Annotated in this window: 19 protein-coding genes; 10 read left to right on the top strand and 9 right to left on the bottom strand. The window is 56.9% G+C overall.

Annotated features, from left to right (window positions below; all coding sequences use genetic code 11):
* From gspK to gorA, 5 genes are read left to right on the top strand one after another with little or no spacing between them, the layout of a single operon-like run.
* The gene (gspK, locus tag KYE_RS05340) at positions 1-1,005 is read left to right on the top strand and encodes a type II secretion system minor pseudopilin GspK (RefSeq protein ID WP_008171185.1); all 1,005 of its coding nucleotides are present in this window, start codon (positions 1-3) and stop codon (positions 1,003-1,005) included.
* A 2-nt stretch (positions 1,006-1,007) separates the two neighbouring features.
* A complete protein-coding gene (gene gspL, locus KYE_RS05335) occupies positions 1,008-2,312 on the top strand; it encodes a type II secretion system protein GspL (RefSeq protein ID WP_008171184.1) in 1,305 nt (434 codons plus the stop codon).
* 3 nt (positions 2,313-2,315) lie between these two features.
* Positions 2,316-2,846 (top strand): type II secretion system protein GspM, encoded by a 531-nt coding sequence (gene gspM / locus KYE_RS05330; RefSeq protein ID WP_008171183.1) that lies wholly within the window; start codon positions 2,316-2,318, stop codon positions 2,844-2,846.
* Positions 2,847-2,902: 56 nt separating this feature from the next.
* Entirely contained in the window at positions 2,903-3,574 is a 672-nt protein-coding gene (locus tag KYE_RS05325) for a GNAT family N-acetyltransferase (RefSeq protein ID WP_008171182.1), read from the top strand.
* A 26-nt stretch (positions 3,575-3,600) separates the two neighbouring features.
* Entirely contained in the window at positions 3,601-4,962 is a 1,362-nt protein-coding gene (gorA, locus tag KYE_RS05320) for a glutathione-disulfide reductase (RefSeq protein WP_008171181.1), read from the top strand.
* Between the two features lie 38 nt (positions 4,963-5,000).
* Here gorA and KYE_RS05315 read toward each other — a convergent pair whose 3' ends face one another.
* Genes KYE_RS05315 through KYE_RS05305 form a run of 3 tightly spaced genes read right to left on the bottom strand, consistent with a single transcriptional unit; the run spans position 5,001 to position 10,112 of the window.
* A complete protein-coding gene (locus tag KYE_RS05315; protein WP_008171178.1) occupies positions 5,001-6,944 on the bottom strand; it encodes an ATP-binding protein in 1,944 nt (647 codons plus the stop codon).
* Positions 6,937-7,929, bottom strand: coding sequence for an ABC transporter substrate-binding protein (locus tag KYE_RS05310; RefSeq protein WP_008171175.1), 993 nt, complete (start codon positions 7,927-7,929; stop codon positions 6,937-6,939). The genes KYE_RS05315 and KYE_RS05310 overlap by 8 nt, the downstream gene beginning before the upstream one ends.
* A gap of 32 nt (positions 7,930-7,961) precedes the next feature.
* The gene (locus KYE_RS05305) at positions 7,962-10,112 is read right to left on the bottom strand and encodes a TonB-dependent receptor plug domain-containing protein (RefSeq protein WP_039881866.1); all 2,151 of its coding nucleotides are present in this window, start codon (positions 10,110-10,112) and stop codon (positions 7,962-7,964) included.
* A 131-nt stretch (positions 10,113-10,243) separates the two neighbouring features.
* Here KYE_RS05305 and KYE_RS05300 point away from each other — a divergent pair, with 131 nt between their 5' ends.
* A complete protein-coding gene (locus KYE_RS05300) occupies positions 10,244-10,888 on the top strand; it encodes a hypothetical protein (protein ID WP_008171171.1) in 645 nt (214 codons plus the stop codon).
* Positions 10,889-10,902: 14 nt separating this feature from the next.
* Here KYE_RS05300 and KYE_RS05295 read toward each other — a convergent pair whose 3' ends face one another.
* The 4 genes from KYE_RS05295 to KYE_RS05280 all read right to left on the bottom strand — a co-directional run bounded on the left by KYE_RS05295 (position 10,903) and on the right by KYE_RS05280 (position 15,151).
* Complete coding sequence (locus KYE_RS05295) at positions 10,903-11,898, bottom strand: bile acid:sodium symporter family protein (protein ID WP_008171169.1); 996 nt, start codon at positions 11,896-11,898, stop codon at positions 10,903-10,905.
* 3 nt (positions 11,899-11,901) lie between these two features.
* The gene (locus KYE_RS05290; RefSeq protein WP_008171167.1) at positions 11,902-12,579 is read right to left on the bottom strand and encodes a FadR/GntR family transcriptional regulator; all 678 of its coding nucleotides are present in this window, start codon (positions 12,577-12,579) and stop codon (positions 11,902-11,904) included.
* Positions 12,580-12,658: 79 nt separating this feature from the next.
* Positions 12,659-14,155 carry a flavin-containing monooxygenase gene (locus KYE_RS05285; RefSeq protein ID WP_008171165.1) on the bottom strand — a complete coding sequence of 499 codons (1,497 nt, stop codon included), beginning with the start codon at positions 14,153-14,155 and terminating at the stop codon, positions 12,659-12,661.
* Between the two features lie 84 nt (positions 14,156-14,239).
* The gene (locus KYE_RS05280) at positions 14,240-15,151 is read right to left on the bottom strand and encodes a LysR family transcriptional regulator (RefSeq protein WP_008171163.1); all 912 of its coding nucleotides are present in this window, start codon (positions 15,149-15,151) and stop codon (positions 14,240-14,242) included.
* A 100-nt stretch (positions 15,152-15,251) separates the two neighbouring features.
* On the opposite strand from KYE_RS05280, the gene KYE_RS05275 reads away from it, so the two are divergent.
* On the top strand, positions 15,252-16,871 hold the full coding sequence (locus KYE_RS05275; protein ID WP_008171162.1) for an NADH-quinone oxidoreductase subunit L: 1,620 nt from the start codon (positions 15,252-15,254) through the stop codon (positions 16,869-16,871).
* Positions 16,868-19,324 (top strand): YbcC family protein, encoded by a 2,457-nt coding sequence (locus tag KYE_RS05270; protein ID WP_008171160.1) that lies wholly within the window; start codon positions 16,868-16,870, stop codon positions 19,322-19,324. The genes KYE_RS05275 and KYE_RS05270 overlap by 4 nt, the downstream gene beginning before the upstream one ends.
* A 30-nt stretch (positions 19,325-19,354) precedes the next feature.
* On the opposite strand, the gene KYE_RS05265 is transcribed toward KYE_RS05270, so the two are convergent.
* Together KYE_RS05265 and KYE_RS05260 are read right to left on the bottom strand one after the other, a co-directional pair.
* On the bottom strand, positions 19,355-19,627 hold the full coding sequence (locus tag KYE_RS05265; protein ID WP_008171158.1) for a YebG family protein: 273 nt from the start codon (positions 19,625-19,627) through the stop codon (positions 19,355-19,357).
* 147 nt (positions 19,628-19,774) lie between these two features.
* Positions 19,775-20,743 carry a beta-ketoacyl-ACP synthase III gene (locus KYE_RS05260; protein WP_008171155.1) on the bottom strand — a complete coding sequence of 323 codons (969 nt, stop codon included), beginning with the start codon at positions 20,741-20,743 and terminating at the stop codon, positions 19,775-19,777.
* A 167-nt stretch (positions 20,744-20,910) separates the two neighbouring features.
* Here KYE_RS05260 and KYE_RS05255 point away from each other — a divergent pair, with 167 nt between their 5' ends.
* Both KYE_RS05255 and KYE_RS21610 read left to right on the top strand, forming a co-directional pair.
* Positions 20,911-21,162 carry a YdcH family protein gene (locus KYE_RS05255; protein ID WP_008171152.1) on the top strand — a complete coding sequence of 84 codons (252 nt, stop codon included), beginning with the start codon at positions 20,911-20,913 and terminating at the stop codon, positions 21,160-21,162.
* Positions 21,163-21,333: 171 nt separating this feature from the next.
* Positions 21,334-21,486 carry a hypothetical protein gene (locus KYE_RS21610; protein WP_008171150.1) on the top strand — a complete coding sequence of 51 codons (153 nt, stop codon included), beginning with the start codon at positions 21,334-21,336 and terminating at the stop codon, positions 21,484-21,486.
* Positions 21,487-21,641 lie beyond the last annotated feature (155 nt).

Raw genomic sequence — 21,641 nt, 5'->3', positions numbered from 1 at the left:
ATGGGCCAGACCCCGAGGTTATCGAATCGTCAGCGCGGCGTTGCTCTGATCATGGTGCTGCTGGCCATGGCTCTGGTGGTCATGCTTGCTTCGGGGATGACCCAGCAGCAGAGCTTGCGAGTGTTCAAGGCGGGACATTATCTGGCTCAACAGCAGGGCCAGAGTATCGCACTTGGCGCCGAGGCGTTCGCCCGCCAGATCCTGCGCAGGGATTATGACGAGGACAAGGAAGAAAACCTGATGGTCGATAGCCTTGACGAGTTCTGGGCCGCCAATGCAGCCGTTCTGCCGCTGGATGACAATGGTGTGGCTGAGGTCCAGATTGACGACCTTGGAGGCCGGCTTAATCTGAACGACCTGGTCGGCGCCAATGGCCAGGTGGATCCCATCGTCAGAGATCGTTTCGTTCAGCTGTTTGCCGCACTGGGGATTACTGCAGTTTCCGTGGATTCGCTGGTGGACTGGATCGACCCCAACGACCAGACCGTCACGGCGTACGGCGCAGAGGATGGCCAGTATCTGATGGCTGAGCAGGGTTACCGGGCTGCCAACCAGCCGTTTACCACGGTGACCGAATTGCGCCTGATCGAAGGCATGACCGAAGAGATTTATCGGGCCCTGCGGCCCCACGTGGCGGCACTTCCTGTAAATGGTGCGGGGATCAACGTGAACACCGCGACGGCCATGGTGATCCGCTCTCTCCATGAAGAGCTGACGGACGCCCAGGCTGCGTCTATTCTTGAGAAGCGGGAAGAGGAACGGTTCGAGAACCTCCAGGACTTTCTGGCGTTACCAGAGTTCGCCGGGCTCGGGCTCAAGTCGGTTGGACTGGGGTTGCAGACCCGGTTTTTTGAAGTTGCCTCGCGGATTACCTACGATAACCGTGTCGTGAATATGGTCAGTACCGTGTTCCGGACTCCGGAAGGCGAAGTCCAGACGGTTAACAGGGATATCGGGCAGAAAAACCGAATCACCAAAGAGCCTTTCACAATTTCAGAAGGATAATCATGTCTTATCGCCTTTACGTCCGCCCAATACCGCCGTTTGCGGACGCTGACCAGGACCCCGGTGCCCAGATGTTCAACTGGGTCCTGCACGATGCCAGTGGCGATGCGCAGGCTCGCGGCGCAGGCGACAGTCGGGAAACCATCGAGCATACCCTCGGCCAGAATGCACTGGATAATGTTCTGTTGATCGGCCTTATCCCCGGCGAAGAAGCGATTTATTGTCTGGCTGATATTCCCGCGAAGCAAAGCCGCTTTATCAATCAGGCGTTGCCCTACGCTGTCGAGGAGCAGATTGCCCAGGACATTGATTCTGTTCATCTGGCGCTGGGCGCCCATACCGATCACGGCTACCGCGTAGCGGCCATTGATCGCGAACGGATGGGGCAGTGGGTGAATCTGTTCAGCGGCTGGGAGCATGTTCGCCTGGAAGCGATTTTTCCGGATGCCTCATTGTTGCCGCGCACCGAAGGCGGCTGGTCGGTCTGCCTGGATGGCGAAACGGCAATGATGGTGAGCGAACGCGGCGAGTGGCTGAGTATGCAGTCTGCGAACCTGGGAATGTTTGCTCACACGCTGGCTGCACCGTCTGCGGAGGAAGTGGTGGCTGAAATTCCGGTCACGCTTTACGGCACCGCTGAAGAATTTGATCTCCAGCAATCGGCCATCTCGGAGTTGAACGGTTCTGGTCGGCTTGCGGTTCGCAAGGAAGTTCTTGAACTCATGCCTCTGGAACTGCTGGCCTACGCCCATCACCATCATCTGTGCGAACCGGTAAACCTGTGCCAGGGCATGTTCTCGTCCAAATCGGGCAAGGCGAGTCCGCTCAAACCATGGAAACCCCTCATCGCAGTTGCCGCCGTCTGGTTCGTGGTTCAGGTGGCGTTGAATGCCGGAATGGGATTCTACTATCAGAATCAGGCAGAAAAACTGCGAAACGAGGCCATGGCAATCTATCGCGATGCGTTTCCGAATGACCGGCGTACCCATGCCGGCAACGTCCGGCGCGTGATCGAAGGCCAGTTGCGGGTTGCCGGCGCAAGTGGGCCGGAAGTGGACTTTATTACCCTGATGAAATACACCGGACAACAGTATTCCCGTTTGCCGGGCAGCCAGGGAGTGAATTTCAATTCAGTGAATTACAGCCGCTCACGGGGTGAGCTGGTCGTAGACGTGAGAGCCGATAGTTATGACCGTTTGAGCGCTCTGCGCAACGGCCTCGCGAACCAGGGGCTTGAGGCGCAGATTGGTTCGGTGGTGAACGAAGCGAGCGGCGCCCGCGGCCGCCTGACGGTCTCAGGAGGTTAAGGTATGTTTTCCCGAATCAAGGATCAGCCGGCGGTCGGCAAACTCATTGCGCAATACGACCAGTTGCCCCGTCGCGACCAGCAGGCTTTGGTGGTGCTGGCCATCGCTGTGTTTCTTGGCCTTCTGTATTTTGCCGTTTGGCGACCGGCGGCCGGGTTCTACGACCAGGCGGAAGCTGCCAGAGACAATGCCGGCGAATTGCTGGCCTGGATGCAGGCAAACCAGCGGACAATTCAGCGTCTTGGCAATACAGGCGGTGCCAGCACCACGGCGTCGGCAGACAAACCTGCGGATGGCCGTGCCCTGATGGCGCTGGTGACCCGTTCCGCCGGGGAGGCGGGTCTGTCACTTCAGCGCTTTGAGCCCAGCGGTGAAGACGCCATCCGAGTCTGGCTTGAGAATGTGCCTTTTGCAGAGGTTGCCGCTTGGTTAGAGCGATTGAATGGCAACCATGGTGTCGTCATTGACCAGGCGGCCATGGACAGGGCCAGTGAGCCAGGGCGGGTTTCCGTTCGTCTCACACTGGCCATCTGATTCTGAAAACCAGATTCCGGGCCTTTTGTCCGGAACTGACGCAGGAGAGGGAAGCGATGAGTAACGGCAGCGACAACAAGAACAAATCCGAGCCAGCCATTGTTCGCCTGGACGAAACGGCGCGGAATGAAGCCAGATCCATTCTGTTTCACGCCTACCGGAACGAACCGACGTTCCAGTACCTGTTTGATCACCGGCGCCCCGGCTACGATCAGAGGGTGAGGGCGACCATAAGGGAGCTGATAGACCTTTATTTTGAGCTCGAACAGGATGCCATTGGCGTGATGGTTGACGACACGCTTGTGGCCGTTGCGTTCATCGGGGATCCCGAATTAAGGATGAACCTGGCTGATCAGATCAGCTGGCGGATTCGTATGGTGCTGACGACGGGGTTTGCCTCTACACGTCGGTATCTGGACTACCACGAGAAAATTCGCGACATGTTGCCACAACCACTGGCGCATCAGTTGCCCATGATGGGGGTTAATCCCAAATACCAGAATCGCGGCTACGGCCGTTTGCTGCTGAAAACCGTTGAAAAACTCTGTGCCGAGAACCCGCGTGGCAGCGGGCTGGTGCTCGATACAGGAAACAACCGTTATCTGCCGTTTTACGAATCCGAGGGTTTCCGGAGCCTTGGCAAGATTCAGCTCGGCGATTTTGAAGATCACGTGTTGTTCAGGGAAGTGCATCCGGAAACCAAAACGGCCACCTCCGGCCAAACCTGATTTTAAAATGTGTAACGGGAGAAGCTGTGTCTGACCAGCAGGATTTTGATCTGATCGTTATCGGAGCCGGCTCCGGCGGCGTTCGCCTCGCGCGGATGTCTGCCCAGCGGGGCGCCAGGGTGGCCGTGGTTGAATCCAGGTATCTTGGCGGAACCTGCGTAAACGTTGGCTGCGTGCCCAAGAAACTGTTTGTGTACGGCGCTCACGTTCACGATGAGCTGGAAGATGCAGCCGGCTACGGTTGGCAGGTTCCACTCGACGATGTCAGTTTCGACTGGCCGAAGCTGGTTGCCAACAAGAATGCCGAGATCGAGCGTCTGAATGGCATTTATGGTCGGTTGCTGGAAAACGCCGGTGTGACCATCATCGAAGGAACGGCGTCCTTGTCAGACGCCAATACCGTGGTGGTCGGGGATACCTCCTATCGGGCCAAACACATCACGATAGCCACCGGCAGCTGGCCGGTGATTCCGGATGTGCCCGGCAAGGAATGCATTCTTACGTCCAACGAGATGTTCTACCTGCCGCAGCTGCCGAAGCAGGCCGTGGTCTGGGGCGGTGGCTACATCGCTGTAGAGTTTGCCGGCATCCTGGCCGGGTTGGGTGTTGATACAACCTTGCTGTATCGCGGTGATCTGTTCCTGCGCGGGTTTGATGGCGACATCCGACGGTTTACCGAACAGGAAATGCGGAAAAAAGGCGTAAACCTGCAGTTCGGGGTGACCATCGAATCGGTTGAGGCCGAAAATGCCCATTACCGGGTTCAACTTAACAATGGCGAAACCCTGGAGACTGGCCTGGTGATGGCGGCAACCGGCCGTCGTGCCCTGGTTGACGGTCTTGGTCTGACTGATCTTGGCGTTCAGCTCAGCGCCTCGGGGCATGTTGTCGTGGATGATCACTTCCAGACTGCCGTGCCCTCAATTACTGCGCTGGGTGATGTGATTGGAACTCCTCAGCTTACGCCGGTTGCCCTGGCACAGGGCATGGTGCTATCCAGACGTTTATTCGGCGATGGCAAAGGCGAAATGGACTATTCGGCGATTCCAACGGCCGTATTCTGCCAGCCAAACATCGGAACGGTTGGGCTGACCGAGGAAGAGGCCCGGGAAGCGGGGCATCGACTGCGGATCTACCGTTCGGAGTTCCGCCCGATGAAATACACCCTCAGTGGTCGTGACGAACGGAGCTTGATGAAGCTGGTGGTAGACGACGAGACTGATCGAGTATTGGGTGCCCACATGGTGGGTCCGGACGCTGGTGAGATTACCCAGGGGCTGGCGGTTGCCATCAAGGCTGGTGCGACCAAGGCCCAGTTTGATTCTACCCTGGGCATTCATCCGACATCTGCCGAAGAGTTTGTCACCATGCGCGAACCGGTGGCGTGATTTAGTGCCGGCGTCCGGTTCTGGGCGCCGGAACCTTTCTAGAGCTTGATCCAGCGGCTGAGCACTTCGCGGAGCATTTCCTTGCGAACAGGCTTGGCCAGATAGTCGTTCATGCCACAATCGAGACAACTCTTTTCCGTGCCGGGCAGAACGTCTGCCGTTAGTGCAATGATCGGTGTCCCAATCTGCGCGTTGCTCTGCTCCCATTCCCGGATATAGCGGGTGGCCTCGTATCCGTCCATCACGGGCATCTGACAGTCCATCAATATGATGTCGTAGCCTGTGTGGTTAGTGGTCACCCTGTCCAGTGCTTCCTTGCCGTTGTTGGCGGAATCGGTATGGAAACCCAATCGCTTGAGCATAGCCGTGGCAACGCGCTGGTTTACCGGGTTATCTTCCACCACCAGGGCGTGGCTGGTGCCATTAATCGTTTCCCTTGGCGGTGTCCCGGTCGGCTCGGGATCGATGGGTCGATCCGCCAACTCGAAGGGCAGCTCAAACCGGAACGAGGAACCCTTACCCAGATCCGTTTCCACCTGAATGTGCCCGCCCATGAGTTCAACCAGCCGCTGGACCAGGGACAGGCCAAGCCCGGTGCCCCCGTATAGCCGGCTGTTTCCGCCGTCGACCTGTTCGAAGGAGTTGAAAATGTCGTGAAGGCGCTCGGTCGGAATGCCGGACCCGGAGTCGCTGACCGAGCAATTCAGAATGATGCAGTTGTCTTCCAGGGCGAAAAAGCCCGCCTGGATATTGATAAAGCCATCGCCGGTAAACTTGATGGCGTTGTCAGCCAGCCCCGCCAGAATTTGCCGCAGACGTGCGGGGTCACCGATGACAACGGGGTTGTCCGGCCAGTCGCCAAAGAACTTGAGGTTGAGGGCTAGGCCCTGTTGCTCGGCGAGGTGTCGGTAGGTGGCGGTGCAGTTGGAAATCAGTTCCCGAAGGTTAAACTCCTGGCTGTCGAGCTTCAGGGTGCCGCTGTCCATCTTCGAGTAATCGAGGATGTCCCCGATGACGGTCAACAGATCCTCGGTGGACTGGCGGGCAGTGTTGAGGTATTCGCGCTGGCGTTGGGTAAGCGGTTCTTCCTGGATCAGATCGACCATCCCAAGCACCCCGTTCAGGGGCGTACGCAACTCATGGCTCATGGTTGCCAGAAATTCGGATTTTGCCTGATTTGCCATCTCGGCCTTTTCCCGGGCACCTTCGGAGGCGGCGAGGGTCTGGTCCCGTGCTGTTTTCAGGCCGGCCAGGTGATGAGCCAGCTGGTTGAGTTGCTCTTCAATGGCAACGATCTCCTTCGAACTCTGGTGAGTATTCAGGGGACGTTCCTGGTAGTCACCATCGGTGAGTTGACCGATTCGCCCGGCGAGGTCCCGTATCGGTGCCAGAATTGCTCCAAGGAAATGATTGATGATCAGAATGCTGAACAGCAGCAGGGCCACGCCAACGGCGATCGATGTCCAGAGAATATCCTGCCGCCTTTCGGCAAGAACATCCTGACTTACGCCAACCTGAACAGTGCCAACCCTCAGAGAACCGGAACCAAAGCCATAGTCTGGCTCAAACCACTCCGCAGTGCGCTCCGAACCAAATTCCAGGGGCTGCTGGAGAATCTCGGCTTCGTAGATCTGGTAGCGCTCGGGTGTTTCACCCGGGTTGATCGGTTCGTGGGAAACGAAGCCGAGTTGGTCTCCCATAACGTCAGAAACCCGGATCCAGTCGGCTTTGCTGCGACGCAGCGACTGGGAAAGGATCTGGTCCAGTGCCAGAGTGTTGCCAGAGACAACGGCGTATTCCAGGGCAGGGGCGAGGCTGTCGGCAAGCATCTGGCTGCTGTCGGAGAGATCCCGGCGCGCATCCTCAAGGCGCACAGACGTGAAGAACACCATCAGCACGATAAACATGACTATGGCTGGCAGAGCTCCGAGGAGCAGCAGCTTTCGGGACATGGGGCGCTGTTGTCTGTGGCTGTTATTCATCAGACGCCTCCCCATTAATCGCTAATTGTCGATCCACCCGTGTGGCAATATCCTCACGGCTCGGCAAGGGAATGTTCAGAGAACGTGCAACCTGGGCATTGACCTCGACCCGAAACTCTTCCGGATACGAGGGTTCCGGATATGCACCAGTTTCGAAAAAGGTCGATAAAAAGCTGCCAGCCATCTCAACCATTTCAGGGAACGGAGCGTAACTGGAGGCCAGGGAGCCTGCCTTGACATAAGCCTGAGTGGGGCCGATGACGATCTGGTTACGGCGGTAGGCGGTCAGCAGAATATGTTTGATGGTTCTGGGGTTGTATATGGCACTGTCTGGGGCGGCCAACAGAAAATCTCCATAACCCAGGGCCCGGACAAGTGTTGAGATCAGGTTGTCGTTGCTTTCTACCAGAAATATTCTGGCCGACATGCCATAGGCCGGTAGCTCATCAATCAGCGGTTCGTAAAGTTCCACCGAGTCTGCGGTTGCCAGCAGGGCTATCTTGTTGGCCTGGGGCAGGATGGCTTTCCCTGTCAGGGCCTGGCGGATCAGGGGTACGTTGTACAGCACCCCGGTGATCTGGCCCGGAGACCGCTCTGCAAACCCCGAGATAAAGGACTTGTCCACCAGCATGGCCAATATGGGTGCCGAGCGGTTTGCCTGACGGACCCGGGAGAAGGCGGCGGGCCCCACGCTGATGATCGGCCCGGAATCAAGGGTGGCCAGCTGATCATCAGTAATTTCTATCAGGGATGTTGCTGGAGCCAGCTCTCCTCTCAGCAGCTGAATCAGGTGTTGGTCGAGAGGGGCATTGCCCGAACCCGCAAAGTAAACCACTCTTCCTTGCGATTCCTGGCCTTGCGATTCCTGGGCGCCGGAAAACACGGAAAAAACGGTCAGCAGCAGAATGCACAGGGTCTTGGGGAAAAGACTCCGGATTCCACATATGGACCGTTTTTGATCTGCCTTGCCTGTACTTCGCTCCATACCGTCCAGGGCTCACGCTTTCCTTGTTAAATTCAGAAACGAATCCCAGCTTCAACAAAAAACTGGTTCTGATCCTCAATCCGGTTGTCAGGGCTGATCCATGGCTTGGGGTTAAGGTAATGCTGGATCGTCAGTGCCAGCATATAACTGTAGTTGGTTCTGTCCACCCGACGTGCGAGCCTGAAATCGGCCCGCTCGAACCGGGTATTGCGCACTTCATTGGTCCAGTACATGGCCGCTGAGGTCATGAAGCCCATTGGCAGATCCTGGATCCAGGCAAAACTACCGGAGTCACGGGCGGAGAGACGGCCCATAAGATCTACGGCACGTTCCTGCTTGTCGACCGGAAGCGCGGCCGGGTCGCCAGTGTATCTGCCTTCCTGCTCAAGATACGCGTAGGTAGCCCGGAGCTTGGTTCCGGAAAACTCCAGCGAGGTTTCCAGCTCGACGCCTTCCTGCTCAAGATCAACGTTGTTGGCGATATACCATTCTTCTTCGTTGATGACGCCACTGATCATGTCATGGAAATCGTCGTTGAAGTAGCGCACTTCCACCGAGAGCAGGGCACTTTCCAGATGGAACTGGCCAAAGTAGCTGATCTCCCGGGAGGTGATCCACTCCTCTTCCAACTCCTGCCCGTAAGTGGACGTAGTCGGGTCCAGGATGTCTTCCACTTTGATTCTCTGGCCATCCAGTGCTTCAAAGGGTGGCTGAACGTTGGTCGGTGTATAGGACCAGTCCGGATTCTGCTCGAAGGCATCCGGTGTGCGGACCGCCCGGGAAAAGACAAACCGCAGCGCGTGGTTGTTGTTCAGGATAAAATTTGCCGCGGCTCTGGGGGAAAAATAGTCTTCATCGGTGGTCGTGGTCCGCTCCCAGTTGCCGCCTGCGTTGAAGGTCAGCCACCGAAAGGGCGAGTACTCAGCGTTGGCGAATACCCGGGATTGGTAATTGTCCCCTTTACCGTTAAAGAAGGTTTCGGAATTGAACGAGTCCTTGCGATAGCCCACACCGGAGACCAGCTTGAACTGGTCACTGAAAATAATGGTGTCCTGGAATTCAATTTCCTGCCGGGTTTCTTCCAGGTCTTCGTTCAGGTCAGCGATGAACGGACCCTGATCCTCGGGGAAGGGTGGGAACCCTGTCGGCAGCAGGGCATTGATCTCCGCTGCAGGCGCGGAAACGGTCCACCGCTGCCTCTGTCGCTGATTCTGATAGCTCGCCTGGATATGGTAGAAGTGGTCGGGCGAGGTCGCTCCGTCGAACCGGACATGGAGGTAGTAGTCATCCATGATAATGTCCGGGTTTGTGGTGGCGCCCAGCTTTCCGGACTTCTCGAGATCTTCTTCATTTACGCCATCCAGAACGCCTGCTCGCACGTCAACCGAATGCTGGCGGTCAATTCGGAATACGCTGTCGAAATTGAAGTTGTTGATGTCGTGGCCATCGTGAAAGGGGATCTCCTGGCCGCCATCAATCTGACTATCAAAGCCGTTGGATTTGCGCTTCTCGTACGACAACCGCCAACTTTTGTCGGCATCGGTATCGCCCACGGAGGTAAACGTGCGAAGGTGACCACGGGACCCAACCGAGGTGTAGGCTTCCACCCCCGCCGTGTCTTGCGGTGAGCGGGTAATGATATTGATGCTTCCAAGAAACGCGTTGATGCCATAGGCGGCGGAATTTGGGCCCCGGCTCACTTCAATACGTTCGATATTTTCCAGTGCCACCGGCATGCCCAGCCAATCTACGTCTGCGAGGCTGATTCTGTAGGCGGTTCGCCCGTCAATCTGAACCTGCAGGCGGCGTTGCTCGTATTGGGAAGTACCGCGATAGGTTGCCACCGGGTTGGTACTTCCCCAGTGGCCAACCACCATGCCCGGAACCAGCCGGAATGCCTCTACGAGGTTCATGATGCCGAGGTCACGGATCATGTCGCCGGTGATGATCGTGGTGGTGCCGGGAACCCTGAGTTTTGACTGGCGCAATCGTGTCGTAGTCAGTACTTCGGGGATTTCGCTTTGTTCGCCTTCGAGGGCAAGCAAGCCGGGCATGAAATCAGGTGTGTCAGTTTGGCCGAGCGCGGTAGCCGGAAGCAGGGCGGACAGGGCAAGGCTGATGCCGAAGCAGGTTGCCAGAGGGCGGCGGTCACCCATTCCTGCCGTTTTTGTCGATTGATGCATGGTTGACGTTCTATAATCTGCCGAGAAAAAAGGATAAAGCGGTTTTATTATGATTAGGTCCTATCGTAAGGGACTACAGACAGTTTGTCTCTCTGAAATGTAATAAATCTAGGCCCGGGAGTTGCAGCTTTATGAATTGTTGGGAAATCCTTGGAATTGAGCCGACCGGCGATCGCCGGAAGATCCAGGATGCGTATGAGCAACAGCTCAAGTTTGCTTCGGAAGACGAGGCAAAGAGCCTGGAAGCGGCTTTCCGGGAGGCAGTCGGGGACGATCCGGGCCCGGTAAAGCAGGCTTCTGACACGGTTCAGACTGAACCGCATCGCGAGGTGCAGGACGAGGAGCCTGATCGTCCGCTGGATGCCAACGAGGGCCAGGTGGTTCGTGAGGTGGTTATCCAGATCAAGGCCTTGCTCAATGACTCCTCAAGAAGCAAGGACCCGGGCATCTGGAAAGCCATTCTGGACGAGCCGCCCGCCGATCAGCCGCGGTTGCGACGCGAGATTGGTCGCCAGTTGGAGCCCCAGATACGGCCGATGGCGGAAAACGGTACCTTTCCGGCGCCGGTGGCCCAGTTTCTCGGTGAGTGGTTCGACTGGTTCACTGTGGAGCAGGCGCCTGAGGCGGCCGACGATCGGAATTACCCGGAACCCGATATGGCTGAAGAGCAGGGCGAACAGCCACCGCAAATGGTCAATTTCTGGCCGGCGGTGATTGGCTGGATTGTAGGGCTGGCGATTCTTGCCACACTCTTTGGCGGAATGGGTGGCGGTTGATTTCGCCGCCCGGATCAACCCGTTTTCTCTGCATTCGCCCTTTCAATTTTATCCCGGTACTTCTGGGCCAGGAAGGCTCCGACGATAACCTGTATCTGGTTGTAGCACATGATCGGTAACACGATCATGCCGAAGCCCGGGTGCCCTGAGAACAGGACCTTGGCCATGGGCAGACCAGACGCCAGGCTCTTTTTGGAGCCGCAGAACACCACCGCGGCTTCATCCTCCAGGCTGAACCCGAATCGCCGTACCAGGAACCTGGCAAACACCATGAATAGCAGCAGCAAGCCCAGGCACAGCGCAATGGCGAAAAGGATGGCCTGCAGGGGCAGATTCTCCCAGAGTCCGCTCTCTACCGAATGTGAAAAAGCGGAGTAGACGATCAGCCAGATCACGCACTGATCGTATCGGGCCATCAGTGTTTCGTTTCTGCCAAGAAATCCGCCGAGCCATGGTCGGAGCGCATGCCCAACCGCAAAAGGCAGCAGCAGTTGCAGAACGATGTCTTTCAGGGCTTCCGCTACGGAGAAATCCCCACCGCCGGACGTGCTTGCCAACAGCAACAGCAGGAATGGCGTCAGCATCATGCCAAAGACATTGGAGGCGGCTGCGCTGCAGATTGCCGCCGGAACATTGCCCCGCGCCATCGCGGTATAGGCGATGGAAGAGGACACCGCCGACGGCAGGACGCCCAGGTAAAGAAACCCCAAACCAAGATCTTTCGGCATCCAGGATGGTGCGATATTGCTGAGGCCGTTAATCGGCAGCACCGCAAGTGGAAAAAATACGAAGGTGAGCGAAGTGATCAGAATGTGCAGCCGCCAGTGGGTGGCACCGGCAATAATCTGGTCCCGGGACAGCGCTGCGCCATGGAAAAAGAAGAGCAGGGCGACGGCGACCGTTCCGGCGGTGGCCAGTGCCTCGCCTGCCTGGCCAGTTGCAGGCAGAAAGGTGGCTAATACGATGGCGCCCAGGAGCAGCAGGGTAAAGGTGTCGATCCGGAACTTCATGAATCAGGACTCCCGACGCTTCAAGGCCTGGAGGCTGGGTTTCAAAAGCGCCCTTGCCAGGGATTCTGCCTTGCCCTCATCCTGACGCCGGACCGCCGCGAGCAGGAGTTCATGGTCTTCCTGGGAGGGTTCCGGCAGGTCTGCGTCGGTTTCGGTCTGCTCGATGGTCTGGCTGACAGCGTGGGAAAAGTAGTCGTAGAGCTCGATCAGCGCTGAGTTATGAGAAGCGGCAACCAGGGCATGATGGAAGGCTTCGTCGTGCCGGATGCGAGCCTGCAGGTCATCTCCCGCTTTGGCGCGAGCATCGAGGGCTGTGGTCATGTGCCGGAGATCCTGTTCTGTCCGCCGGTGCCCTGCCAGCTTGGCGGCCTCCGTTTCCAGCATGATCCTGACCTCCAGCTGCTCCGCCAGCTGGGTGCGGGCAATTCTCCGCAGTGTCTCCCCGGCGTCCCGTGTCGCTCGTACGTATGTGCCATCCCCCTGGCGGGTTTCCAGCATCCCCACGTGTACCAGCACCCGAACCGCCTCACGAACCGTGTTGCGGCTTACTCCGAGGGATTCGGAAAGTTCTGATTCGACGGGCAGGCGATCGCCAACCGACCAGTCACCTTTTTCGATGGCGTTTCTGAGACTTTCGATAGCAGTCTCGACCAGCGAGCCTTTGCGAATACGTTCCAGCATGTGTATGTCATCCTTCTAACCTATAACCCAATCATCCTATGAATATGGCCGAGGTTCAAGGGCAAAGGCTTTCACCCGATTACCCCGCGGTCTGGCCGGGGTAAAGAAATTGGTAATCAGCGGTGTCTACCCGGCGGGTCGCGAACCGGTAGGTGAAGGTGAATCCCGGCCAGTTGATGGTATTGCGCCCATGCTCATCGAGGTACCAGGAGGTGCAGCCGGAGCTCCAGACCGTGTCTTCCAGGCCCTGTTGAACCACATGGGTGAAACGGTCCTGCCGGTCTTGCCGGACGTCCATGGCGGAGTGAGGGTACTTTTCGAGCGCCTCCAGACATTCCAGAACGTAGCGAAACTGGGACTCAAGCATGTACAGAATCGAGTTGTGGGCCAGGTTGGTGTTGGGCCCATAGAGCATGAACATGTTGGGAAAGCCACTGACGGTGATGCCTTTGAACGCCACAGCGCCGTTCTGCCAGGCCTCGTTCAGGGTCTTTCCGCCCCGGCCTGTTATCCGGATGGGTGACAGGAACTCCGAGGCCCGAAAACCAGTGCCGCAGATAATTGCGTCCACTTCATGGTGGTGTCCTTCGTGCGTAATGACGCCGGACTCGTCAATGTGGTCAATAGGGTCGGTAATAAGATTCACGTTCGGCCGGTTGATGGCCGGATACCAGTCGTTGGAAATCAGAATCCGTTTGCAGCCGATCTTGTAGTCTGGAATGATCTTTTTCAGCTTGGCGGGATCTGTGACCTGTTTTCTGGCCTCCCGCTTTGCCATGTTCGCGTAATACTCGAGAAGGCCACTGAATTTGGTGAAAGCGAGGGCGCGACTCTCGTTTTTCCAATAAATGAGGTATCGATAAAGGCGATCCCAGGCCGGCACTTTCTGGAACAGCGTCTGCTCCCAGCGCTTGAAAGGCCGATCCGGCTTGGGCAGGACCCAGGCCGCCGAGCGCTGAAACAGGTCCAACTGCTTTACCTTCGATGCAATCTCCGGAACAAACTGAATGGCACTCGCGCCAGTTCCAATGACCGCCACTCGTTTATCGGAGAGGTCGTAATCATGATCCCAGCGGGCTGAATGGAACATCTTGCCCTGGAAAAGGTCCAGGCCCTTCAGGTTTGGCCAGGCAGGTTGATTGAGCTGTCCGGTGGCGGTGATGAGTACGTTGGCGGTCAGCTGCTCACCGTTTGCGAGAGTCACCGACCATTGATTTGTTTCGTCGTCAAACGCGGCTTCCTGCACCTCGGAGTTAAACCGGATGTGACTGCCCAGGCGATATTTCTGAACGCAGTGCTCCATATACCCGAGTATTTCGGGCTGCAATCCGAATTTCCGCGACCAGTTGTGCTTGGGTTCGAAGGAGTATGAATAAAAGTGGGATTGCACATCGCAGGCGGCACCGGGGTAGGTATTATCACGCCAGGTACCTCCAACCCGGTCGGCTTTTTCCAGCAGGGTCAGGTTATTGAATCCGGCCAGTTTCAGTTTGATGGCCATGCCCAGACCACCAAAACCGCTACCGATAATCAGAATGGACGGGTGTTCTCGCAGGCTGGCTTGGCTCATGATCATATGTCCGGCGTTATTATTGTGGTCTTTCCGCTTCAGTATACGGATGTAAGTCAGCCTTATGGATGACATTTTTCGCCACTCGGGCTAGTCAGAATGACCAATCAGCGTCCGGGTCAGGTAATTGTCCTGAGTCTGGGATAGCAGTTCCCTGAGTGCCGGCGTCTCGAACTGGCGCCGGATACTGATGGCGTAGAACTCCTCGAAGACGCCTGGCAGGGCGCCGTAGTCTGCAAGGGTTCCGCTCTTCATTTCGTCGCGCACGACCACCGGAGGCATGATGGCGAAATGACCGGTATCCCGGGTGAGAAGTCGCATCATCGCCATATCATCCACCTCGGCGGCGATGTTGGGACGCAGCCTGTGATACTCGCACAACTGGTCGAAGGCCTGGCGTATGTTGTTGTCCGGGCCCGGCACAATCAGGCTTCGGCCACGCAGTACGTCGACAAAATCGCCCTGAACGTCTATTCCCCGCGGCCCGATGATGCTGACCGGCTGCTTGGCAATCAGCCGTGACCGCCAGGGATTCTGTTCATCTCCCTGTACCGCCTGGTTTGCGAGGATCAAGTCCAGTCGATGCGCCGAGAGCCGTCTTAGCAGCTCATCCATGTGGCTACTTTGCAGGCTCAACTCAAGGTCTTCGCGGTTCAGCAGCGGCTGAAGAAAGCCTTCCTGGAAGTTACGGGAGAGGGTGGCCACCGCCCCGATCCGGAGTATCTCGCGGTTTGGTTGAGCGCCGGAGGCGAACAATGCCGTCAGTTCCTCACCCTGGCGGAAGATCTCCTCGGCGTAGGAGAATGCCATTCTCCCGGCTTCAGACAGCTTGAGGCGCCGCCCCTCGCGAATGAAGAGGTCGTGTCCCAGGCTGTCTTCCAGCTTGCGTATCTGACCCGACAGCGCCGACTGGGAAATATGCAGCGAGTCAGCTGCCCGCGTCAGGTGACCGGTTCGCGCGACCTTCCAGAAGTAGTAAAGGTGATGGTAATTCAGCTTCATGTGATTTCGTTCTCTAAAAACGAATGATCTGATAAGTATAAACCATTTTTTATATGTGACGAGGATCGGCAAAGTACTTGCAATCAGGAGGTTTGCAAGTATGAATCCAATCGCCGAATTTTCATTGCTCTCGATCCTCGCACTCTGGCTGCTGCTGCCGGTCGGTCTCTTCCTGCTTGCCGGTTTGACTGGCTGGCTGAAGAATCCACTGAAAGTGAACCACTGTTGGCGACTTGCCGGGTGGGCATTGTTGGCTTCCATGGCTGTTTCGGTCGTGATGGGAATCCTCCTCCTGATTCAGCCCTATACAGGAGGCGACAGCAATCGTTTAGCCACCCTGGGTGGGCGCTTCGGCCTGTATCCAGACGGGATAGCGGTCTGGATGGCCACGATGGTGGCGTTTATTGGCTGGGTTATTCTTCGGTTTGCAGACAACTACCTCAGCCAGGACCCTGGCCGTGACCGTTTTCTTCCATGGTTTCTGGTGACGGTTGCCTCTGTTCTGGTATTGGTGTTTACCAACCATCTGCTGATTCTGGCAGGCGCCTGGATTGGTGTCAGTCTGGCCCTGCATCATTTGCTCACCCTCTATCAGGACCGGCCCCAGGCGCGAATGGCGGCGGTTCAGAAGTTCATCGTCAGCCGGGTGGGGGATGCGCTGGTGGTCTTTGGTGTGGTGGCGCTCTACCTGCATTACGGCACCTTTTACCTGCCAGACATCATCCAGAATGAGGGCGCCCGAGCCGGTGGCTCAACAGCGCTGACAGTTGCCTCGGTGGTTCTGGCTCTGGCGGCGGTTCTCAAGTGCGCCCAGATTCCCTTTCATGGCTGGCTCATCCGCGTTATGGAGGCTCCCACGCCCGTGTCTGCGCTGCTCCATGCCGGGGTTATCAATCTTGGCGGTTTCCTCTGGCTCCGTTTATTCCCGGTGTTCGATGGCTTTACGGCCGGCCACATGATTCTGCTCGTGATCGGCGGCATGACGGCGGTCGTTGCGGTTCTCACCATGATGACCCAGTACTCGGTCAAACATGCTCTTGCCTGGTCAACCTGTGCGCAGATGGGCTTTATGCTGTTCGAAATCGGCATGGGGGCCTACACACTGGCACTGCTGCATCTACTGGCCCATTCGCTGTACAAGGCGCATTCGTTCCTGGCTTCTGGTCGCACGGTGGCGGTATCGGCAGCAACGCGTTTTCCCGAATCTCCCTCTGCTAACCGGCTCTCCTGGGCCGGGCTTACCGGCCTGTTGGCGGCGGCGATCCTGGTTCAGTTCCCGTGGATCGTGGAAAACAATCCGGTTTTCGGAGCATTGCTGGTGCTGGCGGTATCGGCGGCCGCCATGGGCATCCCGGCCGGAGCAACCAAAGCGGTGAAGCTGAAGCTTGCGGGACTGGCAGTGCTCCTGGTTCCGCTGTACTCATTGTTGCACTTTCTCATCGGCCCGGCCGTTCCCGAGCAGGAAGGGTTTGCTATCCCCGGCATTGCTCTGGGAACGGGCGCCACTCTGGTAACGCTGCTCGCCGTGTGCTCTTTGATGATTGTATTCGGTGCTCGCTTCCCGGCCACCCGCGCTCTGGGCGTTCATTTTCTTCAGGGGCTTTACCTGGAATTGCCCTTTGATCGGTTGACCCGCTTCCTGGCGGCGGAGGCTTTGAAGGTGCCGGCCATGTTCCGCAGGGTTCCGCATCATCCGTTCAGACTGGAGGAGAGATCATGAGCGATGTAAGCGCCCCGTTACCGGAACTGCAGTGGCTGAGCGATGACTGGCGTAAACCGGTTAAACAGGCCTGCGACCTGATCGCCCCTGTTTGGCCTCTCGATCAGTGGATAGCGGTGAATCCGTTCTGGGGGCTGAGACATTTTCCGGCCCCGCGGGTTGATCAGGTGCTCAACGAGCGCGCGGGTTTCAGTATGCTTATGCCAACCGAGTTTTATCGAGAAGCCTGGGAAGGTGGCCGGATTCGGGAAGACGATCTGAGGGCAAGTATTGCGGAGCGCGGCGATGAGCGGAATACCGCCTGGTACCTTGATTGGCTGGGTCGAAAGGGGGCGATAACTGCGCCAATGCGCGGTTCCATTCTGGATACCGTTGCGGTTGCGAATGCCCACGAGGAGGCCGGTGTTCTGACTGACATCGTTTGCGACCAGGTTTCTCGCGTTTGCGGCGCCTTTTTCGATCAGCGCCAGAGCCGATGGTCCGTTTCGGGCAACCAGGCCAATGGGGGGTTGTTCGGTTTTTGGCTTGAATCAGTCAGGCAGGATCTGGCGCTTGATTTTACGACCGGGTTGAAAGGGGGCCGTGCGTTCTTCAAGACGGTTCCGGACGGCAGGGATCAGGCAGTACAGGAGGCGCTGAATCGGATCGGCGCTCGTGGAGATGAGTTGGAAGCGCTGTGCCATAGCCTGTTGTTGAGAGTGAACGGCTGGGCCTCCTGGTGTCGCGGAGAAGACTGGCGGGCAGGCCTTGAGGGGCGTTCATCCGATCGGTGTGAGGACATTCTAGCGATCATGCTGGTCTGGGAGTCCGCAGGGGTAGCCTTCGCCTCGACGGCACAGAAAGCAGAGTGGCAGAGGCAGAGAGCCCGCGCGAGTCGCAGGGGCGCCTACGATGACCGCAGCAGGCTGTGGGTGTGGCAGCGTGCCTTCGAGATTGGTTACCAGCGCACCTTGTGGCAGGCACTTGAATCTGCGCCGCTCAAGCAGGCGTTGCCAGACTCCGGGCGTGGCATTCCTGCAGTCCAGGCGGTTTTCTGTATCGATGTTCGCTCCGAAGTGATGCGACGCCACCTTGAAGCAGTGTGCCCCGACGTGCAGACGCTCGGATTCGCCGGTTTTTTCGGAATGCCAATCGATCATCAGCAACACGGACCGCTTGCCCCGGCCCGCCGACTGCCGGGCCTGTTGCCCGCGTCTTTCCGGTTGATTGATACCAAGGGCAGCCTGCGAGAGGATCTGGCAGTGAATCGCTCTCTCGATCAGAGAGAGATCGCCCGTGAATCAGTCAGAAAGGCGAAATACACCAGCTTGTCGACGTTCACGCTGGTTGAGACCACCGGTTTGGCCTGGGCCTGGAAACTGGTGAAAGACACTCTGAAAAAGGGCCACAAAACCCGCCCTGACCAAAGTGTAGAGGGGCGTCTGGTCCATAGCCACGGAGGCGACCCGCTCTCTGATGCCGAGAGGGTTGCGCTGGCGGCCAATATGCTCCGCGGGATGTCTCTGACCAGTGGTTTCGCGCCTTTGCTGGTACTTGTTGGCCATGGCTGTCATACCGATAACAACCCGAACCAGGCTGGTCTCGACTGTGGTGCATGTGGCGGCCAGAGCGGCGGCGTGAACGCCCGGCTTGCAGCAAGCCTGGTCAATGATCCACAGGTCAGGGCGGGGCTTGCCGACGAAGGTATCAGAATTCCGGACTTCACCTGGGCGGTCGCTGCCGAGCACTGCACCGCGACGGACAAGGTAACGATTGCTGATCGCCATCTTATCCCGGATTCGCACATGCAGCACCTGGCAGATCTGGAAGCCGGATTCGAAACAGCCGGCATCCGGGCTCGAAAAGAGCGGGCAACGCCGCTGAAATTGAACGGGTTGGACGACGATAACCTCAAGCAGGCCATGGAAACCCGGACCCGGGACTGGTCAGAGGTTCGTCCGGAGTGGGGGCTGGCCAATAACGCGGCAATCATCTTCGCGAAGCGCAGCAGGACCCGGGGCTGCAACCTGTCCGGCCGCGTATTCCTGCACGATTACGATCCGACTCTGGACGAAGATGGCGGTCTTCTGGAGGCTTTGCTGGCGGCACCAATGATCGTCGCCAACTGGATCAACCTTCAGTACTTTGCTTCGGTAACGGTTCCCGAAGTGTATGGCTCGGGTAACAAGCTCCTGCACTCCGTGGTTGGCGGGAATGTCGGCGTTGTCGAAGGTAATAACGCACGGTTGAGAATTGGCCTGCCGCTGCAGTCGGTTCACGATGGTACTCATTGGCGCCATGAACCGGTTCGTCTTACTGTTCTGATTGATGCGCCGGAAGATCGGATCGAATCTGTGTTGCGTCGCCAGCCAGATGTGGCGGCTCTGGTGGAAAACCAGTGGGTCAGTCTGCACCGGATGTCTGGCCGGGGCGTAGCGCGTTACGACAATGGCAACTGGGTAGCCGTGGCATGAGAGAAGGGCGGCGGCGCCGCCCCTGTCCTGCTATTCCTGTTCTGCGTTCAGCAGCTCTGGCTTTTTGAGAGCTTTCTGGAACAGGTCTTTGTCCTCCGCTATGGCCATGGCACAGCGTTCGGCCAGATCGTCGCCCAGGCCTTCAACCTTGCGGCCAAGGAATACCTGAATTTCCTCCGCCAGTTCGAGCACTTTGTCCCGGGCGTCGGCTTCGGCTTTTGAAGTGAACAGCATCGTCTCAGGATTTTTCAGTGCCATATCCAGGCCGTCCCTATCAGAAAAGTAGACTGCTTGTACTGCCATGGTTATTCCTCGCAGTGAGCGTTATTGGTACTGTATAAAAATACAGTCTATCTGACAGGGTGCGGTAAACACAATGAAAAACGGGCTTCAACAAAAGCTGAAGCCCGCCTCTGGTTCAAAACGAGTGGCGATCAGAAAGCTGGCCGATCAGTAACGGAGCAGTGCAGAGCCCCAGGTAAATCCGCCGCCAAAAGCCTCAAGGAGAAGCACCTCGTTGCGCTTAATCCGCCCATCTCGCACAGCCACATCAAGGGCGAGGGGGATAGATGCAGCGGACGTGTTGCCGTGCTCATTCACCGTCACGACAACCTGATCCATGGACATGTTCAGTTTCTTTGCCGTGGCCGAGATGATTCTCAGGTTGGCCTGGTGCGGAACCAGCCAGTCGATCTCGGATTTCTGCATCTGGTTGGCTGCCAGGGTTTCATCAACGATCTTGCCCAAGGTGTTGACCGCCACCTTGAACACTTCGTTACCTTTCATCTCGACGAAGGCCCGCCCCGCCTTTACCTGATCGTAATTATCTGAGATGCCGCAAGGCACGTGGAGCAGATCTTCGTATTGACCGTCGGCGTGGATATGGGTGGAAAGAATTCCGGTTTCCTCGTCGGCTTCCAGAATCACGGCACCGGCCCCGTCTCCGAAGAGAACACAGGTACCGCGGTCTTCCCAGTTAATGATGCGGGAAAAGACCTCAGCGCCGATAACCAGGGCTTTCTTGCTGCTTCCGGTCTTGATGAACTTTTCGGCTGTTGCGAGGGCGTATACAAATCCGCTGCATACCGCCTGTATGTCGAACGCGGGGCAGCCATGGATGCCAAGACGCGCCTGCAGGATGCATGCGGAACTCGGAAAAATCTTGTCCGGGGTGGAGGTGGCAAACACGATCAGATCGATGTCCTGTGCATTGGTGCCCGCGGCATCAATGGCATTCCTGGCAGCCTGCTCCGCAAGATCCACTGTGGTCTGGCCTTCAACGGCAATGTGACGTCTTTCGATTCCCGTGCGCTCGCGAATCCACTGGTCGGTGGTGTCGACCATTTTTTCGAGGTCTTTGTTGGTAACAATGTTTTCAGGCAGGTAGGAACCGGTGCCGGTAATTCGTGCAAAGGTCATTCGCAAGTGTCCCGAGGCGTAACTGGATAACGTACTACCATGCTATACCCATGCAACGTCGTGCGTAATTAGCGATTTGTCAAAGACGCCCAGAAACTGGCACGCTCGTCTATGCTGAAGGTGATCAGCTTTGATCAACACTCTGCAAAGAAGAGGAGAGGAATACGATGGGCATTTCCAGCCATGAGCTTCACGTAGAATTCCCGCAGTACCGAGAACTGATTCAGGAACTCAAGAACAATGATCTCAAGTTCAACGAAAAGCTTCAGGAGTACACGCATCTCGACCACGAAATTGAAGGGCTGGAAAAGAGGGATTCTCCCATCGGTGATGACAAACTCCACCGCATGAAGCAGAAACGCGCACAGCTGAAAGATGACCTTTACCAAGTGTTACTTTCAAACGCCAAGGCGTCATAAGACTGCCATCAAAAGTACACAATTCTGACACCCAATAATGCTTGGAGCCCCTGTTTATAGGGGTTTCCAAGTATTCAGAAAGCTCCTCGTCAAGCTTAGAATAGGACCCTAATTAAACAAGGTCCCGGTTTTCGGAGACCAATATTCTGGGGTTGACCAAGGAGTAATGAAATGAAAAGAGCTGCTTCGCTTTACAAAGGCTGGCGGATGAAGCGCAACTTTATCCATCTGGTGATGACTATGGATCGTCGGTTGCTGAACGATGTGGGATTTTCCCCTGAACTGGTTGAACAGAAACTGAGCACTCCGTTCTGGAAATTCTGATCCTCGTGACTGATCGACTCTGCTTTCGGTAACCTTCTGAACTGGTTGAAAAATAATCAGCCCAGAAGGTTACAGACTGTCACAAGAATGAAATATCCCATTGTTCTTAAAGCCCTTTTATCTCGAAAAAATCTAAGAAAATTGATCTGAATCTG

This window comes from Marinobacter manganoxydans MnI7-9 (genome assembly GCF_000235625.1).
Taxonomy (GTDB): domain Bacteria; phylum Pseudomonadota; class Gammaproteobacteria; order Pseudomonadales; family Oleiphilaceae; genus Marinobacter; species Marinobacter manganoxydans.
The sequence above is the reverse complement of the archived record's forward strand: the minus strand, read 5'-3'. Positions and strand labels throughout refer to the sequence as shown.